This is a genomic window from Flavobacterium notoginsengisoli (assembly GCF_014207905.1).
GTDB lineage: Bacteria > Bacteroidota > Bacteroidia > Flavobacteriales > Flavobacteriaceae > Flavobacterium > Flavobacterium notoginsengisoli_A.
The window spans coordinates 715660-735158 of sequence record NZ_JACHLB010000001.1; the positions used below are offsets into that span (position 1 = coordinate 715660).

Genomic DNA, 19499 nt, shown 5'->3' on the forward strand with positions numbered 1-19499 from the left:
ATGAAAAAATTACTTTTTTTAGCATTAGTTTTTGTAGCTATTTTTTCTTGTAAAAAGAAAGAAACCGAAGATATAAAAGTAACCACAACAACTTCGATTACACAATATCCAGATTCAGCCAAAGCAATTGCAAAAGAAGCTTGGACTTATGCTTTTTCGATGGCAATGAATTATCGAACAATGCATTTGTATGCCTTAGATAAAACCTATTCTGATTATGCGGGAGGGTTTAATAAGTTTAGACATTATGATAAAATTTTTACAGCAGCAGATACAGCAGTAGTTACACCAAATAATGATACACCTTATTCCTGGGCAACTTTAAATCTTAAAGATGAACCTGTCGTTTTGGAAGTGCCAGCAATTAAAGATCGATATTACTCTTTTCAGTTTGTTGATTTGTACACCTATAATTTTGCGTACATCGGAAGCCGTACAACTGGAGATAAAGCTGGAAAATATTTAATTGCAGGACCAGACTGGAAAGGCGAAAAGCCAGCAGGAATCATGGAGGTAATTCAGTCTGAAACCTATTTGGTAACATTGTTAGGACGTACCGAACTAAAAATGGCTTCGGGAGATATTGAAAACGTAAAAAAAATACAAGCACAGTATAAACTGATGCCGTTTCATGAGTTTACAAAGACAGCAGCACCTCCACACAAAGATTTTGCACTGCCTTTCGCCGGTTTTGATCGTGCAGATTTAGGTTCTTCAAAGTTCATCGGATTAACCAATAATCTACTTCAATATACTTCTCCAAATCCTGTAGAGAAAGATTTGCTGGCAAAATTTGCGAGAATTGGAATTGTTTCTGGGAAAGAGTTTGACCCCAAAAGTTATACTCCGGAAGTCTTAAAAGCAATTGACGAGGGAGTTCAGGAAGCAAGCAAAGAACTCGAAGATGGTGCAAATAAACTGACCAATGCAACCTTTTTGTTTGGAACAAGACAAGATCTTAACGGAAATTATACCAACAGAGCTCTTGGCGCGGCAGCAGGGTTGTTTGGTAATACTAAAGAAGAAGCCATTTATATTGGGACAAGAACAGATAAGGACAAAAACATTCTTTCTGGGCAGAATAAATACATTATTCGTTTCCCAAAAGGGCAAACGCCTCCGGCTCAATATTTTTGGAGTATTACGTTGTATAATCTTCCATCACGTTATTTGGTTGAAAATCCAATTAACAGATACTCAATTGGAGACCGAACATCAGGATTGAAATACGAACCAAATGGAGATCTGATTATTTATATTCAAAATGAAGCTCCTAAAGGAAAAGAGTCCAATTGGCTTCCGGCTCCAAAAGAAGCATTTTATTATTTAATTAGGGTTTATGGTCCTAAAGAGTCTTTGATAAGTGGCGCATGGAAAGCACCACAACCAGAACTTGTGAAGTAAAGTCGCTACAGATGTCCGAAAAAACAGCAAATAGTACCGATAATTTTTTTGATCCATTAGCATCAAAAGCAGAACGTTACGACAAAGGCGCAGCGATCAGAAAAACAGTGCCTCGTTCTTCACATCAGGAATGGACGGCGCCAGAAGATCGAGAAGACCCAATTGCTGTTTTAATTAAAACAAGTATCGGACGAATTGAAGATTTACTTCCAATTCGATACAGAAGAATGATCGAGTCGCCTTTTGCATTTTATAGAGGTGCTGCAGCGATTATGGCCGCAGATTTAGCCAAGACTCCCAATACGGGAATGCAATTACAGCTTTGCGGAGATTGTCATCTAATGAATTTCGGCGGATTTGCAACTCCAGAACGTAAACTGGTTTTTGATATCAATGATTTTGATGAAACTTTTCATGGCCCTTGGGAATGGGATGTAAAAAGGCTCGCCGTAAGTTTTGCCATTGCTGGAAAATGGAGAAAATTTTCCAATAAAGATTGTAAAGAATTTGCCTGGCATGTAGCAGATAGTTACAAAAGACATATGCTGGAATACAGTAAATTATCGGCACTTCAAATTTGGTATGCAGATCTTGATCTGGCTCAGCTTATTGAATTAGGTAAAGATGAAGAATTAAAAGAGTTTCAGCAGAAGCGAATAAAAAAAGCAGCAGAATCTACAGCTCATGAAAAAGAGTTTGCAAAAATGACCTATCTCGATGGAGTTCGGGCAAAGATAAAAGATGATCCACCATTGATTTATCATCCGTCAGGGACCGATGAAAATTATACGTTAAGAGAAGCCAAGCTTATTCATAAGCGATATGTAGAATCGCTTCCAGAAGATAAGCAAGTTTTGCTAAGCCGTTACACTATGCACGATTTTGCTATAAAAGTTGTAGGTGTAGGAAGTGTCGGAACGCTTTGCGGTATAAGTTTATTGATGTCGGCAACGGGAGAACCTATTTTTTTACAATTTAAAGAAGCCAGACAAAGCGTTTTGGAACCGAATGTAAAAAACAAACCAAAATACAGTCATCAAGGCGAGCGTATTGTAATGGGACAAAAGTTAATGCAGTCGGCTTCGGATATGTTTTTAGGATGGACTAACGATGATAGGGGAAGATATTTTTATATCCGTCAGCTTCGTGATGCTAAGATAAAACCTGTCATCGAAATCATGAAAGTAGAAAACATGGCAGATTATGCCAAAGCCTGTGGTTGGGCGCTTGCACGGGCTCATGCGCGATCTGGAGATCCGTCGATGCTGTCAGGTTATATTGGGAATAATAATGAATTTGCAAATGCAATCTCAAAATTCTCAATTTCCTATGCACACCAAAATGAACTCGATTATAATAAAATGGTCGAGGCTGTAAAAGAAGGAAGATTGCCTATTTCGGCAGAAATATAATTTTTGAGGAATTAAAAGAGGTGCAAGACGTTCTGTAGTCTTGCAAGGTAAATAACAAGTACAAGTCTTGAGAGTGTTGAAGAGCAAAAAAAAGCTAAGTAAGATTTTATTTGTTTAATTGTGTTAATTAAATAAAATCGTTTATCTTTGATAATGACTTAATTTACTGTTTGTTAGTTGATTATAATCATTAAACAATTGTTAATTTAGTTTTCGCCCTTCATCCAAGATTTTTTAGATTTTAATACATTCGAGTTTAACTGATTTAATTATTAATTTAAATTTTAAAAGATGAATATTAAAAGAACAAATCTTCGCATAATCCCAATGTTGTTTTTGGGTTTAATTTACAGTTGTTCCCCATCTGTAAAAGTAACAAGTGATTATGATCATGCAGCAAATTTCGGTGAGTACAAAACTTTTGCGGTTTACGATTTAAAAGCGCAAGAAGGTCAAGTTAATCAGTTGAATGTTGATCGTGTAACAAAAGCAATTAAGAACGAAATGTTGGCAAAAGGTTTTACAGAATCTGATAATCCAGACTTAAAAGTAAATGCCGTTTCGATCTTAAAAAACAAAACTTCGGTTAGTTCCAATACCAATTTTTACGGTTACGGAGGAATGTATCGCCCTTACGGATATTGGGGTGGAGGCGCTATGATGGGTGGTGCCAATACAACATTTAACACCTACGATTATGTAGACGGTTCGCTTATAATTGATATCGTATCTACAAAAACAGACAAATTGCTTTGGCAAGGAGTCGGAAACTCCGAAATTGACAGTAAACCAGATAATCCTGAAGAATTTATCAATGGAGCAATAAAGAAAATATTAGCCAATTTTCCTCCAGGATCAGAAAAGAAATAATCTGATTGCGATACAGACAAATGTGCTTGGTCTAATCAGCCTATAAGCACATTTGTTTTCTAAACGAAAGCCCCCTTTCGAAGCACTTTTTAGAAAGTATACAAACAAATTAAGCTAAAAAAACATGATCGATATTTTACTTTCGCTATTCTTCTTTATAGCTACAATTGCTGGTTTTGCCACAGCTTTAATGGTTCTTTTGTCTAGGAAAAACTATTCGAAGAGTTTCTTTTTGGGTGTTTTTTTGCTGAGTTTGGCTGTTGTTAGTATTTATAATTTTTATTTATCTGCTAATATATTTAAAGACTTTCCAGATTTGATTACCATTACCAAAGCATTCATTTTTCTAACAGCTCCTTGCTCGTTTTTGTATGTTAGAAATATTTTATCTCTTAAAAAAAGTTTTAGAAAATATGACTGGTTGCATTTTATGCCATTTGTTATCTACTTTGTTTTAACTATCATAGTCTACATTGGAAGTTTCACCAATATAAAAGCGATTGATTATCTCGCGAACATAATTAAAAATCCATTTTCGATTCTCACACTTACACTTTGGTTGTGTTATGTTTTTTTTCAAACCATGTTGATTTTAAACTATGATCTGAAAAAATTCAAAGGAAACCAATTTCATAGAAGCAAAGTAATCAATTGGATTAAGGTTTATAACCTGATGATTTTATTTCTGTTTTCGGCGCTTTTTGTGCATCATTTTCTCCTTAGAAAAGTCGTTGCTGTTGATATTTCCTGTTATGTTTTAATTTCATCTGTCCTGTTTTTTACGGTTGGCTGGCTTTATTTTAAACCAAATATTTTTCATGATGAAGAAGAGACATTCGACTTTGTTGTTGACAATACTATTCTCGTAAAATCTAAAGAAGCAAAAAGCGTAATTCCGATAACGAACGAATTAACTGCTGAAAAAAAAGAAGATTACCTTTTAAAATTAGATTATGTCTTAAATTCTAAAAATCTTTTCCTTAAGAAGGATTTTGTAATTCGAGATTTATCAGACGAAACAGGAATCTCTGTCCATCATTTATCAAATTTAATCAATTCAGAATTCGGACTTCATTTTCAGGATTATATCAATCTAAAAAGAATTGAGTATTTCAGAGAAAAAATAAACGATCCAGAATGGAAAGATTTATCATTGGAAGGAATGGCTTGGGGTTCAGGTTTTAAATCTCGCACAACTTGTTTTAGGGCATTTATAAAACATACCGGGAAATCTCCTTCAGAATACTTCAAAACCATTAGAATAAATCCAGAGCATACTACAAGCACTTTTTATTTCAAATAAATCTCTCTTCTATTAAAATCTTATTTATTAGCCGCAATTGTAAAGTATTAATTCATTTTAAAAAAATTTAGTATGAAAGCAAAAAATACTAATTCAAAAAAAGTGTTGCAATCTGCTTTTACATTGATGATACTGTTCGTTTCTTTTATTGGAAATGCACAATTGAAAGGCGGACATATTTTAGGAGCAATGGGATTGCAGTCGGGTACTCAGGCGCCGGAAAATACTTTTAGTGTCTACGTGCCTGCCTATATTTATACTGCAAATTGCTTAAAAAATGCAGATGGAGATAAGATTGGAAATCCAGATTTAACGATGTTTATAACTGGTGTTGGAGGTAATTATGTAAGTGATTTCAAAATTTTGGGAGCCAATTACGGAGCTACAATTTTATTGGCAGGAGCTTCAAATACCATACAAGGAAGTTATATAGATTCTAAAAGTAATTTTGCTTTTACAGATATGTACATTCAGCCTGTTCAGTTGGGCTGGCATAACAAAAAAGCCGATTTTGTATTTAGTTATCAAATGTATATTCCAACAGGAAAATATGAATTGGGCGGAAGCGATAACAGCGGATTAGGAATGTTTATGAACGAGTTTTCAGCGGGAACAACATTATTTTTTAATGATAAAAAAACGTTCCATTTTTCAGCTTTAGCGTCTTATGAAATCAATGGAAAAAAGAAAGATACTGATATAAAAACAGGAGATATTTTAAGTATTGAAGGAGGTTTAGGAAAAACATTCTATTGCATGAATGCCGAGAAAACAGCTCCAAAAGGAATATTGAATGCAGGATTAATCTATTATTTCCAGTACAAAGTTTCAGACGATAAAATTCCGGTTGGAGAATTTTTAGTTCTTGAACCAGACAAAGATCATGTAGGCGCATTGGGTGCTGAGGTCAATTATCTTCATATTGGCTGTATGACGCAAGCTGGTTTTAGATGGGTTTCCGAATTTGGAGCCGAAAATAGATTTCAGGGAAATACTTTTTTCATCACTCTAGCCCATGTTTTCAGCCTCAAGAAAAAGTAATGTTTTTTAGAATAAGGTAAATTTAATTGTAATTAAAGATTCAGATTCTTATGAAAAACGGCAAACTATCAAGAAAAAATATCTTATTCTCGCTTTTGATTCTGTTGTTATTTAATACTTTAAATGCTCAGAAATATAAAATCAGTGTAAAAGATTCCTTAGACGGAGCTTTCGATTTGAGCGATTACATTATTTATGCCCATGGTTTTATTGTAGTTCCCACTATTATTACAGAACCCGCTTTAGGAAATATTGGAGGTGCATTGGTTCCTATTTTTCTAAAAAAACACGCTCCAGTAATTGATGAAGATGGTAAAAAACGATTTGTAAACCCAGATATCACAGGAGGAATCGGAATGTATACGGGAAACAAAAGCTGGATGGTTGGTGCTTTTCGTTCGGCAACTCTTGTAAAACCAAGAATCTTATATCGTGTTGCCGCGGGTTACGGAGACGTGAATTTATCATTTTATGCGAATAATAGACCCAATCTGCCAGACGAAGAATTCAAGCTAAATTTTAGATCCACCATTTTTTATACACAATGGCTCAAACAATTCAAAAATGCAAAATGGAGCGCTGGGCCTCAGTATATGTTTTTGAATTCAAAAATAAACCTTCCAGATTTTAATTTACCACCGCCATTTGTAAAACCTGGCGACATAAAAAGTACGGTGAGTCAGTTGGGAGGAGCCGTTCAGTTTGATAACAGAGACAATATTTTTACACCAGATAAAGGAATCCGAATTCAATCAGATTTCTTTTGGTCAGATAACGCAATAGGAAGTGACTACGATGCCTGGCGCGTTAATTTATCGGCAATAGGATATTATCCATTAGCAAAAACATTAATTGGCGGGCTTAGGGTAGAGGGAGAGCAGGCGTTTGGGAGTCCGCCTTTTTATTTGAGGCCAGGAATTAATTTAAGAGGAATTCCCGCAGCGCGCTACCAAGGCAAAACCAGCATTGTAACCGAAGCCGAATTAAGATGGGACGTCTACAAAAGATGGAGCGTAATGGGTTTTGGCGGACTAGCAAGTGCTTTTAACGACTGGGATCAGGCTTTTGCAAAACCTGTTGTATACAGTTACGGAACTGGTTTTAGGTATTTAATGGCGCGAAAATTCAAACTCAGAATGGGTATAGATGTTGCCAAAGGAAATGAAGACTGGGCTTACTATATCGTTTTTGGAAGCAATTGGATGAGGTAGAAAAAGTTGTAAGAAGTTGATTTATAAAAAAATAGTGCACAAAAGCCTTTATATAACGTTATAGAGGCTTTTTGTCGTAAATAACTTAATAATTAGCTCCGTTAAGAAAATATTAACAAATTTGGAGCACACAAATTGTATAATATTTAATTGTTTTGTAACAAATTAGAAACATTGCAGACTAATTTTGTTAAATCTTAAACATAAATTATGAATACATTTTCATTCAAATCAATGTTTGCAGCTTCAGTATTTTTAGCTGGAACAGCAGGCTGTTTTGCGCAGGACATTTTAGTAAATTCACTAAAACTAAATGCAAGCGACAAAAGCAAAGAGAACTTTAAATTTACAGAAGTAATTAACTTAGGAACAACCTCAGTGAAAACTCAAGGATCATCTGGAACTTGCTGGAGTTACTCAACAAACTCATTCTTAGAGTCAGAAATGATTCGTTTAGGAAAACAGCCAGTAGAACTATCTCAAATTTATTCTGCAAGAAATGTATATGTTGAGAAAGGTATCAATTATGTTCGTATGCACGGTGCCATTACACTTGGTGACGGAGGAGCTCTTCACGATGTAATTAATATGTACAAAAAATACGGAACTGTTCCTAGAGAAGTTTACACAGGTCTAAACTACGGAACAGACAAAAACAAATTTGCGGAAATGAGTGCTCTTATAGAAGGTGTTTTGGCAGCAGTGGTGAAAAACCCGAACGGAGAATTGACTCCAAACTGGCAAAAAGCATACTCAGCTGTAATTGATTCTTACTTAGGAAAAGTGCCAGATAACTTTACATACAAAGGAAAAAACTATACGCCACAATCTTTTGCTAAAGAAGTAGTAGGAATTAACCCTGACGATTATGTAGAAATGTCATCTTTTACCAATACGCCATACTACCAAAAAACAACTATGATGGTGCCAGACAACTGGTCATTAGATCAAGTTTACAACGTAAAATTGAACGATATGACAGATGTTATCGACAACGCGTTGAAAAAAGGATACACAGTAGCTTGGGCAACAGATGTTAGCGAAAAAACATTCAGCTGGAAAAATGGTGTTGCTTATGTAGCGACTAAAAAATTCGACGATATGACTGCAGAAGAAAAAGCAGACTTATTTAACGGACCAAAAGCAGAGCCAGAAATTACTCCAGAAATGCGCCAGGCAGCGTTTGATAACTACACTACAACAGACGACCACGGAATGCACATTATTGGTTTAGCAAAAGACCAAACTGGAAAAGAATATTATATCGTAAAAAATTCTTGGGGAGAAACAAACGACTACAAAGGTTTCTTGTTTGTAACTAAGAACTTCGTAAAATATAAAACTACTGCATTACTAGTAAACAAAGGAGGAATTCCTGCTGAGATTGCTAAGAAATTAGGGGTTTAATAACCAAAAGTTTTAAGAAATAGAAAAGCGCCGTAATCTTTAGGATTGTGGCGCTTTTTGTTTTTATGAATAAAATTTTCAATAAGATCTTTCCTTTTAATATTCGAGAATATTAAAAAATATCTCTAAATTGAAATCCTAAAAAAATTTAATAAATGAAAATTTTAAATTCAAAGGATTTATTGCAATTAATGAATAATGCTATTCAAAATAGTATTAAGATAAATGATTTTGAAATAGAAATTGAAGATCATTTAGATATTAATTTAAATATTGATTCAATTGAATTTAATAATTGTTTTTTTAGGGGAGGTAGAATCGATTTCTCTGATTTTGTTAGAAATGATGACATTAAAGATCAATTTTGTAGTTTGTCATTTGTTGACTGTATTTTTGGAAATGATTTATATATTAAAAATTGTAGTCTTTATAGTCTTGAATTTAAAAATGTTCATATCGTTTCAAATAATTTTTCTATATCTTCATCTGATATAAATAGAATAAGTATTGTAGGAAGTCCAGGAAAATATAATAAAATATATAGCTTAACATTGAATGATTTATCGTTTAAAAAAACATCTATAGATATAAGATTAAATAAATTTGAGAGGATGATTTATATTAATAATTCCATCTTTAAAGAGAAGTTACTATTAATACAAACATAATTGATAGAATTCACATTTCAGATTCTGTTTTTGAGGGAAGTTTTAGTTTTTGGCGGAATCAATTAATTTCACAATCTTTTATTAAAAATTGCTCATTTAGTGAATTAAGAGGTTACAATTCTAATTATGGGAATTCAATGAATTTTGATGAAATAAAATTTTTAGGAAACTGCAATTTCGAAAGTGTACAAAATAAAAGGACATTGTTCAAATTTTCTAAATGTAATTTTGATAAATATGTATACTTCGATAAATCTGATTTTTTTGAAATAAGTTTTGACACAACTTTTTTTAAAGAAATTGTTTCATTTCAAAACTTGAGTTGTGATAAAATAAAACTCAACAGAACTCATTTTGATAAAGTTGCGTTCTTTAATGATATAAATATTAGAAACCCAGATAATTGTGATTTAAAAACAATTAGGCTGATAAAAAATCACTTACTTAAAGTTGAAAATAAAATTGATTATTTGAAATACAATGCGATTGAGCATAATAATCTTTTGAGAAATTCAAAATTAAGTGTAAATGACAGAATATTACTTAACTTAAATAAACAGTCGAATGATTTTGGGAATAATTGGATTTTGGGAATAAAGTTTACAATTAAAATAGGAGTTCAGTTTTTTTTATTGCTTTTGATTGTAAATAGTTTCGTGATTTCTAGATATCCACTTTATTTTAATTTCAAAGAAGAAATTGCTTCCTACTCTCAAATACTTACAGAATTTTTAAAGTTTATTTTCTCTTTTGGATTTGATAATAAAGAGATACAGAGTAATGGTTTTTTATATTTGATATTTATTGCTTCTAAAATTTTTATTGGATATGGGATTTATCAAACAATTTCTGCATTTAGAAAGTATGGAAAAAGTTGATATACTGTATAACTTAAAATAAAAATAGGCGCAATCAATGCGCCTCTTTCTATTATATATTTTTCAAAAACCAGAAATTACTTCTCCTTCATCAACCTCTCCAAATACTCCACTTTATCCTTTTCAGCCTGAACCAAACGCTCATAAAGTTCCACAATTTTATCAAGTGGATTAAAATTAGGTTGAACATTGATTGCATTTATAGTTGAGCTATCATGACTAGTAAAATTATTGTTGATGATGTTTAAAACATTTTCATCACTGTAATTTTCAATAGCTTCAGTCGAAACACCTAAAACAGCTGCAATAGAATTTAGTTTTTCCTTTTCAACCGTTTCGCTTCCTTCAAGAGTCGAAATATATTGCTGGCTTACGCCGATAGCAATGGCAAGTGCTTCTTGTTTCATTCCTCTAAGCTCGCGAATGCGGCTTATGTTTCTCCCGATATGTTTTGGTTTTGTTGCTGTGCTCATACTTCAAAGATATTAAAAATCCTTAAAAATTAGGAATATAGTAAAATACAATCTTTCTACTTGTGAAATACAATCTAGAAACGTTTTGCCAGATTGTATTCTATTGTTTAATTAGGTGAAACAAAAATACGATTTTTCGTATAATAAATAAACGCCATGAAAACAGAAAACAACGCCATTCTTAGCCAGAACAATGTATTAGAATCTTTGTATCAATTTGTCTCAGACATTTGTTTTGAGGGAGAATTTAAAAATTATCCTAATTACTTAACCGAAATCTTCGAGCACATTTTAGAAACCGAAACAGGCAACAATCTCAGATTGCGAACCAAGATGCTGAGCTGTATTAAAACCAGTAAAATGCTCGCAAAAGCCTTAGAACCATTTTCGGAGGAACAAATTGAGGAAGCTTTTTCCGTAATCAGGAACGCTTAACAGAAAAAAAGCATTTTAACGTTTTTTCGAGTTGTTTGCGGAAAATATTTAGCAAAACTTCAGCAATGCAATATTTTTGATAAAATTTTAAGACAAACCGTTAATTTTATTGAATTGTTTATGAAAAAGCATGAAACGTTTCTGAGCGCATTTTTATTGATTATTTCTCTTAATTGTTTTGCTCAACGCGCAGCAAATGCTTCCGAATCAGTAAAAGGACAAACGATATTATTGACCGATAATAGATCAAATGAGGATTGGTATATAAAGTCTTATTATGTAGAAGAGCGAATTAATAAATTGTTTGGTGGAAGAATTATAACCTACGAAGTTTCCAAACTCGATATGGTCGATACTTACGATTTAGGTCCGAATAATGTTCGAACGATAATCCCGAAATATATAAAAAGAAAACAAAAGGTAACTGCAGTTGCTGAAACAAAACCTCAGACGGGAAATCTAACAGCAGCATTGCAACCAGTCAAAATCGACATTAAAGCTCCTGCTAAAGAAACGCAATACACAAACGTTGATGTAACGGCAACGTATGAAAAAGTCTTAGAGAAAGGCTATAAATCGCCAGAAATGCTTCAAAAAGTAGCCGACCGACTTTACTTTGAAGGAAACCTAAATACAGCAGCAGGTTATTATGAGCAGTTGTTTATTTTGGTAAAAGATCCAGATGTTATTTATTACTACAGATATGCTCAGTCTTTAAAAGCAATCAATCAAATTGACAAGGCAAATATTTTGATGAAAAGATTTAAAAGTGAGACTTTGGTGGTGAAGTAATTTTTTAACCGCAAAGTACACAAAGTAAAAGCGCCAAGGTCGCAAAGTTTAATAATTAAGCTTTGCGACCTTGGCGTATAAACCCTTGCGCTCTTTGCGGTTAAATTTAAAGCAAAAAAAAGACGATCAATTTGATCGTCTTTTTTTAAGCTCCCCCTCTTGGGCTCGAACCAAGGACCCTCTGATTAACAGTCAGATGCTCTAACCAACTGAGCTAAGGAGGAATCACCTTAAAGGTAAATATGTTTGCTAAAAAAAGTTGCTCCCCCTCTTGGGCTCGAACCAAGGACCCTCTGATTAACAGTCAGATGCTCTAACCAACTGAGCTAAGGAGGAAGTTGTTGCTCTTTTTAGCGAGTGCAAATATAAAACTATTTTTAGTTTCTCAAAAACATTTTTACTCTTTTTTTGACTTTTTTTTACTTGCCTACAATTGCCTTGTAAATGTCGTTACCATTAGCAAACAGTAGTAGTGAAATAAGTAAAACAAAACCAACCATTTGCGCATTCTCTAGGAATTTATCGCTTGGTTTTTTGCCGCTAATCATTTCATACAATAAAAACATTACGTGTCCACCATCAAGAGCAGGAATTGGCAATAAATTCATAACTCCAAGCATAATTGATAACAAAGCAGTGATTGACCAGAAAACTTCCCAGCTCCAAGAAGTAGGGAAAATATTGAAAATTGCCGCAAAACCACCTACTTGTTTGTACGCTTTGGTTTCTGGATTAAAAATCATTTTCAATTGTTTTCCGTAACCCACCAACTGATCTTTTCCTTTTTCAAGACCAACCGGAATAGATTCGAAGAAACCATATTCTTTAGTACTGATTTTATAGTATCCTAATTTCTCTAATGATTTTAAATCTAAACCACCAGCAACAACACCTAATTTTCCGTCATTAGTAACTTTTAAAGAAATTGGAGTTTCTTTTAAATCACGTAAAACAACAGCTGGAATTTGTTTTCCTTTATTAGCTTCTAAAACTGTTTTTGCTTCATCAAAATATTTAATTTTTTGTCCGTTAAGAGAAAGAATCAAATCTTTTGGCTTTAAATTTTGGTTTGGAGAATCTTCAGCTACTTGTCCAATTGCAAAAGGTCTGCGTATTCCGATAAGAAGGCCTTTTTCCGTTTTAGAAAGTTGGTCTACAAAATCAGTTGGCATTGTAATAGTCTGTTGTTTTCCGTCTCTTTCTATTAAAACATGCTTTGCCATGATCACATTCATGTTCATGTCGCTGTCGTAGTTTTCTACCGCTTTTCCGTCAATAGAAATGATTTTGTCACCAGTTTTAAAACCAGCTTTAATCATTGCAGGATTTTCAATTGCCACACCATCTTTTAAGTCAGCATTAGCAATATAAGTATCCCCATAAGCGAAAGCCATTCCTATATAAATAATAAAAGCCAAAATAAAGTTTACTGTAACACCGCCAAGCATAATAATTAAACGTTGCCAAGCTGGTTTAGTACGAAATTCCCAAGGCTGTGGTTCTTGAGCCATTTGCTCTTTGTCCATACTTTCATCGATCATTCCAGAAATTTTCACATAACCTCCAAGCGGAAGCCATCCGATACCGTATTCTGTTTCTCCGATTTTCTTTTTGAAAAGTGAATATTTAACATCAAAAAACAAATAAAATTTTTCGACTCTTGTTTTAAATAATTTAGCAGGGATAAAATGCCCTAATTCGTGAAGAATAATAAGTAAAGATAAACTCAATAGAAATTGAGAGAGTTTGATAACTATATCCATTTTTTATTTTTAGTTCGTATTTAACGCACAAAAGTAGCGTTTTCTATTTTAATATAAGTGTGCAAGATAATGTTTAAGATTTTAAATGTTTGTTAATAATTGTCTTAGTTTTTATTAAACAATAAAGTAGTCTTGATTCTTGTCTCGATAGAATTAGTAATTAATCTGTCCAAATTGTTACAATTGTCTTATTCTGATATTTTAAAAACTTTATGAGGAACATTTTTTAGAATAACACTTTTAATTTTATCACAGCGAAAACGTTCTCGAGAAAATGATTTTGTTAAACTTTATTAATTAACCATTTAAATTTTAAAATTATGAATTTAGAAGAATTGAATTTAGTAGAGCTTAATGCTCAAGAAGTACAAGAGGTTGAAGGTGGGATTTTATCTTTAGCTTTAAGTATTATTGCAATTACAAGCGCAACTTATTATGGGAGTAAGGAAGTAGGAAAGGCAATATATTTATTAACTCATTAATATAAATATCATGGAATTAAAAGAATTAACATTAGAAGAGCAAAAAGAAATTAATGGAGGAGCTCTATTATTATGGGCTGCAATGCTAGGGCTTTACATGGGATATAAAGAAATGGAAAGAGAAGTAGCAAAATAAAAAAATGAAAACTAGTACTAGATTAGAAATTGTAGCCACTATTATAGCGTTAGTAATTTTTGCATATTACAGTGGGAAAGTAATTGGAAAAGCTATTTATTACTTAGTTAATTAAGCTTTAATGATATTTAATTTTGAGATATTTTAGGTGGTATTTTGAGATATCGCCTAAAATATTCTTGAGAATACGGTTTAAATTATGTGTATATATTATGAATAAGATAAATTAATAATATGAAGAAAGTATCATATAAAGTTGCTCTTTATGCAAGAGAAAATACATTTAATTTTATTTCTTATCTCTTTATTATAGCATTTGTTTTATTCTATTTAGGGTTTTATTTAGGAAGAATCGTGGCAAAATAAAATTGTTAAAATGTCAATTTTTTTTTTGAAAACAAATTACAGTAAGCATAGAATTAAAAGAAATTCATCTTAATTACAATCTAATTTTATGGAATCATCCAAATTTTTAAAACAAATAAGACTTGGAATATTTGTATGCTTGTCTTTATACATTTTGGGTTATGCAATTGGTTCCATTTTAAAATAATTAATATGATAAAAAAGAAAATCTATACAATTGAAAGCATAATTTATATAACGTTTGCATTATATGTTTTAGGTTATATAATTGGTAGAGTATGCCATTATTTTTTCAATTAAATTGTTAAACACTACAATAGTTAAAAACCTAATTGTAGTGTTTCTTTTTAAAAGGAATATTAGAATAATATTTATGAATTTTACTTCAGATCCAATAAACACATTAGAAAACCTGATTTCAAGAAACAAAACTAAAAGCTACTCAATTTATCTGATAATTCTTTTGGCTCTAATTACTTTTTTAGCACTGCTCCCCATAATTAAAATGGACATTAGCAGCCAAAGTCGTGGAATAATTCGTAGTAAAACAGACAATGTTCCTGTCACAACAATTGTTAGCGGCAAGATAAATTGGATAGCATTAAAAAATAACGTATTTGTAAATAAAGGTGACACACTTCTTAAAATCTCTAAAGAAAATCTGGAAAGTGACAAAAGAACTCAAGATGTATTATCAGATTCAGTTTCTTTATTATTAAGTGATATTAATAATTTACTTCAGGATCAAACAATACATTTGCAGACTTCTACAGCACGAGAAGATTTTTTTAAATTTCAATCAGGAAAAAATGAACTTCAAAGCAAAATCTCGCAGGCTAAAATAAATTGTGATCGAAATAAGATTTTGTACGATAAAGATATAATCGCTAAAGCAGATTTTGAAAAGTATGAATATGAATTGCGTTTGGCAAAACAAAAAATGCAAAGTTTTATAAGTCAGCAAAAAGCAACGTGGGAAAATCAAAAAAGAGATTTAGAAGATCGCTTAAAAAATCTTAACGGAACGGTTGCTAAAATAAATGCCGAATCAAATAATTATTTTGTTTTGGCTCCTATTTCTGGGACAATAGAAAATTTTTCGGGCATTCAAAAAGGATCTTTTATAAATGCTTCACAATCTATTGCAACAATTTCTTCAGTAGACCATCTTATTGTTGAGAATAGTGTTGCTCCAAATGATATTGGATTAATAAAGAAAAATCAAAAAGTAAAATTCCAGTTAGATGCTTTCAATTACAATCAATGGGGTTTACTGGAAGGGAAAGTAATAGATATTGATCATAATATAACCATACAGGGAGAGCAGGCTTTTTTTAAGGTTCGCTGTTCCTTAAATTCTAATGCTTTACATCTTAAATCAGGTTACAAAACCGATGTATCAAAAGGAATGACCTTAACGACAAGATATATAATTACACGCCGAAGTTTATTCGATTTGCTATTTGATAAAATAGACAATTGGTTAAACCCAAAACAATTATCAGCTAAAAAATAAATGGCTTCCATAAAAATAAAACAACATGATATTAAAGATTGTGGTGCTGCTTGTTTGGCTTCTATTGGAAACCATTTCAAAGTTAATCTTCCTATAGCGAGAATTCGTCAATATGCTAATACTGATAAACGTGGTACAAATGTCTTAGGGATAATTGAAGCTGCAGAAAAAATGGGTTTTACGGCAAAAGGAGTAAAAGGCGGTTTAGATGTTTTAGATAAAATTCCACTTCCAGCCATTGCGCATATTATAACAAAAGAGCAGTATCATCATTATCTAGTTATTTACAAAGTTGCAAAATCTACCATTACAGTTATGGATCCAGGTTTTGGAAAAATGGAAACCTATACTTTTGAAGAATTTCAAAAAGTATGGTCAAGTGTTTTAATTCTTTTTGCACCAAATGATGATTTTAAAACTAGAAATGAAAAAACTTCGCCTTTAAAAAGGTTTTGGAATTTAATTCAGCCACACAAAACTATTTTAATTCAGGCTTTAATTGGGGCAATAGTATTTACTGTTTTAGGATTGGCTATGTCAATTTATATTCAAAAAATTACAGATTATGTTTTAGTAGATGGCAATAGAAATCTACTCAATTTACTGAGTGTTTCAATGATTGCGATAATTTTACTTCAGGCATATATTGGTTCAAAGAAAAGTGTATTTGTTATGAAAACGGGGCAATTAATAGATGCTAAATTAATTCTGGGATATTACAAACATCTATTACACCTTCCACAACGATTTTTTGATACCATGCAAATAGGTGAAGTTACTTCAAGAATAAATGATGCTGTAAAAATTCGCTCTTTTATAAATGAAACGGCGATAGAAATGATTGTGAATATTTTTATAGTCATTTTTTCGTTTACCTTAATGTTTACGTACTATTGGAAGTTGGCTTTGGTAATTGTTGTGGTTATTCCTTTTTATGTTTTAATTTATTTTCTGCTTAATAAATTCAATAAAAAGGTTGAAAGAAACATCATGGAAAATGCGGCAGAACTGCAAACTCAATTAGTCGAAAGTATTACTCATGTAAGAACGGTAAAAGAATTTGGGATTGAAGAATTTTCAAACTTAAAAACAGAAAACAAATTTGTAAAACTTTTATTTACCACTTATAAATCAGGATTAAATGTAGTTTTTGCTACTACTTCGACACAGTTTTTAGCTTCTGCTTTTACTGTGATTCTAATGTGGATTGGTTCTGGCTATGTAATTGACAGAGCCATTACTCCTGGAGAATTATTTTCATTTTATGCCTTAATAGGATATTTTACTTCGCCAGTTGCCTCTCTTATTAATATGAATAAAACAGCCCAAAATGCTTTGATTGCTGCAGACAGGCTTTTTGAAATTATGGATTTAGAAAGAGAGGAAACTGAAAATAAAGTGGAGCTATCAAAAGAAAATTTAGGAGATATAAAATTTGAAAACGTCTCTTTTCGCTATGGATCTCGTACTGAAGTTTTCAAAAATTTTAATGCAGTATTTAAGAAAAACCAAACAACAGCTATAGTTGGAGAAAGTGGAAGCGGAAAAACAACTTTGATTTCGCTGCTTCAAAATTTATATCCGATAAAAGAGGGTAAAATTTATATTGGAGATTACGATACAAAATTTATCCATTATCAAAGTTTAAGAAAAATAGTAGGGGTTATTCCACAGCAGCTTAATCTGTTTTCTGGAAATATCATCGAAAATATTGCTTTAGGAGATTCGTTTCCTAACATACAGAGAATTTTAGATTTGTCAAAACAATTAGGAATAACTGAATTTGTAGAAAAACTGCCAAATGGTTTTGAAACTCAAATTGGAGAAAATGGGGCTATGCTTTCGGGAGGTCAAAAACAAAGAATTGCAATTGCAAGAGCATTATATAAAAATCCTGAAATTTTACTGATGGATGAAGCAACAGCTTCTTTAGATACAAATTCAGAACAAATTGTAAAAGATGTGATTGATAATTTTAAAGCTCAAGGAAAAACGATAATTGTTATTGCACATCGTTTAAGTACAATTGCCAATGCAGATACAATTCTAGTAATGAAAGACGGAATGATTGTAGAATCTGGAAATCATTTTGATCTTTTAGAACAAAAGTCAGAATACTATAATCTTTGGAATAAACAGAATTTGATTTAAATGTTTGTTAATTAATAAACATTTAAATATCTCGTTTTAAGAAGATACTGTAACTTTACTTTTTCAACATTATTTATACTAATAGGTAGTATAAAACCATTTAAAGTTACAATTATGGCTTCACAATTATTTTCTCCTTTAACTATAAAAAACATTACCTTAAAAAATAGAATTGCTATTTCGCCCATGTGTCAATATTCTGCCGAAGACGGTTTTGCAAACAATTGGCATTTGGTTCATTTAGGAAGCCGTGCTAGCGGTGGCGCAGGTTTAATCATTCAAGAAGCAACGGCTGTTTCTCCCGAAGCTAGAATTTCTCCTTCAGATCTTGGAATCTGGAAAGACGAGCATATCGAAAAATTAAAAGAAATTAATCAATTTATTGTTTCTCAAAATTCTATTCCTGGAATTCAATTGGCTCATGCAGGGCGAAAAGCTAGTGTTTCGGCTCCGTGGTTGGGCAATAAAAAGTTGGATTTCGCTCAAGGCGGATGGCAGACGGTTTCTGCAAGTGCAATTCCGTATCATGATGACGAACCTTTTCTTCCAGAAGCTTTAGACAAAAACGGAATCCAAAAAGTAATTTCAGATTTTAAAACAGCAACCAAAAGAGTGGTCGAAGCTGGATATCAGGTTTTAGAAATTCATGCTGCCCATGGTTATTTACTACATCAGTTTTTATCTCCATTAACCAATGTAAGAACAGATGAATACGGAGGAAGTTTTGAAAACAGAATTCGTTTTACGCTAGAAATTGTTGAAGCAGTTCAAACGGAATGGCCTTCTAATTTTCCATTATTCGTTAGAATTTCAGCAACAGATTGGGCAGAAAACGGTTGGAACCCAGAAGAATCTGTGCAGCTTTCTAAAATATTAAAAGAAAAAGGAGTAGATTTAATCGATGTTTCGTCAGGTGGATTGGTTTCGCATCAAAAAATTACGCTTGGACCAGGTTATCAAGTTCCTTTTGCTGAAAAAGTAAAGAAAGAATCGGGAATTGCAACTGGCGCAGTTGGTTTAATTACCGAAGCCAAACAAGCCGAAGAAATTTTAAATAACGGTCAAGCCGATTTAATTTTATTTGCCAGAGAATCATTGAGAAATCCGAATTTGCCTTTGGATTTTGCCAAAGAACTAGAAAGCGATATTCAATGGCCAAAACAATACGAAAGAGCTAAACTTTAATATTTT

Annotated in this window: 18 protein-coding genes and 2 tRNA genes; 16 read left to right on the top strand and 4 right to left on the bottom strand. The window is 32.3% G+C overall.

What is annotated here, in order from left to right:
• From HNP35_RS03075 to HNP35_RS03115, 9 genes are all read left to right on the top strand, one after another.
• A complete protein-coding gene (locus HNP35_RS03075; protein WP_184158564.1) occupies positions 1–1404 on the top strand; it encodes a DUF1254 domain-containing protein in 1404 nt (467 codons plus the stop codon).
• Positions 1371–2816, top strand: a complete 1446-nt coding sequence (locus tag HNP35_RS03080) for a DUF2252 domain-containing protein (protein ID WP_246453313.1) — start codon at positions 1371–1373, stop codon at positions 2814–2816. The genes HNP35_RS03075 and HNP35_RS03080 overlap by 34 nt, the downstream gene beginning before the upstream one ends.
• 291 nt (positions 2817–3107) lie before the next feature.
• Positions 3108–3686, top strand: coding sequence for a DUF4136 domain-containing protein (locus tag HNP35_RS03085; protein ID WP_184158562.1), 579 nt, complete (start codon positions 3108–3110; stop codon positions 3684–3686).
• Positions 3687–3810: 124 nt separating this feature from the next.
• On the top strand, positions 3811–4989 hold the full coding sequence (locus tag HNP35_RS03090; RefSeq protein ID WP_184158560.1) for a helix-turn-helix domain-containing protein: 1179 nt from the start codon (positions 3811–3813) through the stop codon (positions 4987–4989).
• Between the two features lie 72 nt (positions 4990–5061).
• On the top strand, positions 5062–6030 hold the full coding sequence (locus HNP35_RS03095; protein WP_184158558.1) for a SphA family protein: 969 nt from the start codon (positions 5062–5064) through the stop codon (positions 6028–6030).
• Between the two features lie 50 nt (positions 6031–6080).
• Positions 6081–7241: a BamA/TamA family outer membrane protein gene (locus HNP35_RS03100; protein WP_184158556.1), complete on the top strand. Its 1161-nt coding sequence runs from the start codon at positions 6081–6083 to the stop codon at positions 7239–7241.
• 210 nt (positions 7242–7451) lie between these two features.
• On the top strand, positions 7452–8648 hold the full coding sequence (locus tag HNP35_RS03105) for an aminopeptidase C (RefSeq protein WP_184158554.1): 1197 nt from the start codon (positions 7452–7454) through the stop codon (positions 8646–8648).
• Between the two features lie 155 nt (positions 8649–8803).
• Complete coding sequence (locus HNP35_RS03110; protein WP_184158552.1) at positions 8804–9316, top strand: hypothetical protein; 513 nt, start codon at positions 8804–8806, stop codon at positions 9314–9316.
• A 203-nt stretch (positions 9317–9519) separates the two neighbouring features.
• Positions 9520–10194, top strand: a complete 675-nt coding sequence (locus tag HNP35_RS03115) for a hypothetical protein (RefSeq protein ID WP_184710776.1) — start codon at positions 9520–9522, stop codon at positions 10192–10194.
• 77 nt (positions 10195–10271) lie between these two features.
• Here HNP35_RS03115 and HNP35_RS03120 read toward each other — a convergent pair whose 3' ends face one another.
• Positions 10272–10667: a helix-turn-helix domain-containing protein gene (locus HNP35_RS03120; RefSeq protein ID WP_184158548.1), complete on the bottom strand. Its 396-nt coding sequence runs from the start codon at positions 10665–10667 to the stop codon at positions 10272–10274.
• Between the two features lie 156 nt (positions 10668–10823).
• Between HNP35_RS03120 and HNP35_RS03125 the strand changes: the two genes are divergently transcribed.
• Positions 10824–11102: a hypothetical protein gene (locus HNP35_RS03125; RefSeq protein ID WP_184158546.1), complete on the top strand. Its 279-nt coding sequence runs from the start codon at positions 10824–10826 to the stop codon at positions 11100–11102.
• Positions 11103–11222: 120 nt separating this feature from the next.
• Positions 11223–11894 (top strand): hypothetical protein, encoded by a 672-nt coding sequence (locus HNP35_RS03130; protein WP_184158543.1) that lies wholly within the window; start codon positions 11223–11225, stop codon positions 11892–11894.
• A 150-nt stretch (positions 11895–12044) separates the two neighbouring features.
• On the opposite strand, the gene HNP35_RS03135 is transcribed toward HNP35_RS03130, so the two are convergent.
• The 3 genes from HNP35_RS03135 to rseP all read right to left on the bottom strand — a co-directional run bounded on the left by HNP35_RS03135 (position 12045) and on the right by rseP (position 13657).
• Positions 12045–12118 (bottom strand) — tRNA-Asn (locus HNP35_RS03135).
• Positions 12119–12156: 38 nt separating this feature from the next.
• Positions 12157–12230, bottom strand: a tRNA-Asn gene (locus HNP35_RS03140).
• Positions 12231–12313: 83 nt separating this feature from the next.
• Positions 12314–13657 (bottom strand): RIP metalloprotease RseP, encoded by a 1344-nt coding sequence (gene rseP / locus HNP35_RS03145; protein ID WP_184158541.1) that lies wholly within the window; start codon positions 13655–13657, stop codon positions 12314–12316.
• A gap of 320 nt (positions 13658–13977) precedes the next feature.
• Between rseP and HNP35_RS23750 the strand changes: the two genes are divergently transcribed.
• From HNP35_RS23750 to HNP35_RS03165, 5 genes are all read left to right on the top strand, one after another.
• Positions 13978–14139 carry a class IIb bacteriocin, lactobin A/cerein 7B family gene (locus tag HNP35_RS23750; protein ID WP_246453315.1) on the top strand — a complete coding sequence of 54 codons (162 nt, stop codon included), beginning with the start codon at positions 13978–13980 and terminating at the stop codon, positions 14137–14139.
• 10 nt (positions 14140–14149) lie between these two features.
• Positions 14150–14275 (top strand): hypothetical protein, encoded by a 126-nt coding sequence (locus HNP35_RS23865; RefSeq protein ID WP_260402232.1) that lies wholly within the window; start codon positions 14150–14152, stop codon positions 14273–14275.
• Positions 14276–15014: 739 nt separating this feature from the next.
• Positions 15015–16157, top strand: a complete 1143-nt coding sequence (locus HNP35_RS03155) for an HlyD family secretion protein (protein ID WP_184158539.1) — start codon at positions 15015–15017, stop codon at positions 16155–16157.
• Positions 16158–18308 carry a peptidase domain-containing ABC transporter gene (locus HNP35_RS03160; protein ID WP_184158538.1) on the top strand — a complete coding sequence of 717 codons (2151 nt, stop codon included), beginning with the start codon at positions 16158–16160 and terminating at the stop codon, positions 18306–18308. It abuts the gene before it with no gap.
• 114 nt (positions 18309–18422) lie between these two features.
• The gene (locus tag HNP35_RS03165; RefSeq protein ID WP_184158536.1) at positions 18423–19493 is read left to right on the top strand and encodes an NADH:flavin oxidoreductase/NADH oxidase; all 1071 of its coding nucleotides are present in this window, start codon (positions 18423–18425) and stop codon (positions 19491–19493) included.
• The last annotated feature ends 6 nt before the right edge of the window (positions 19494–19499 follow it).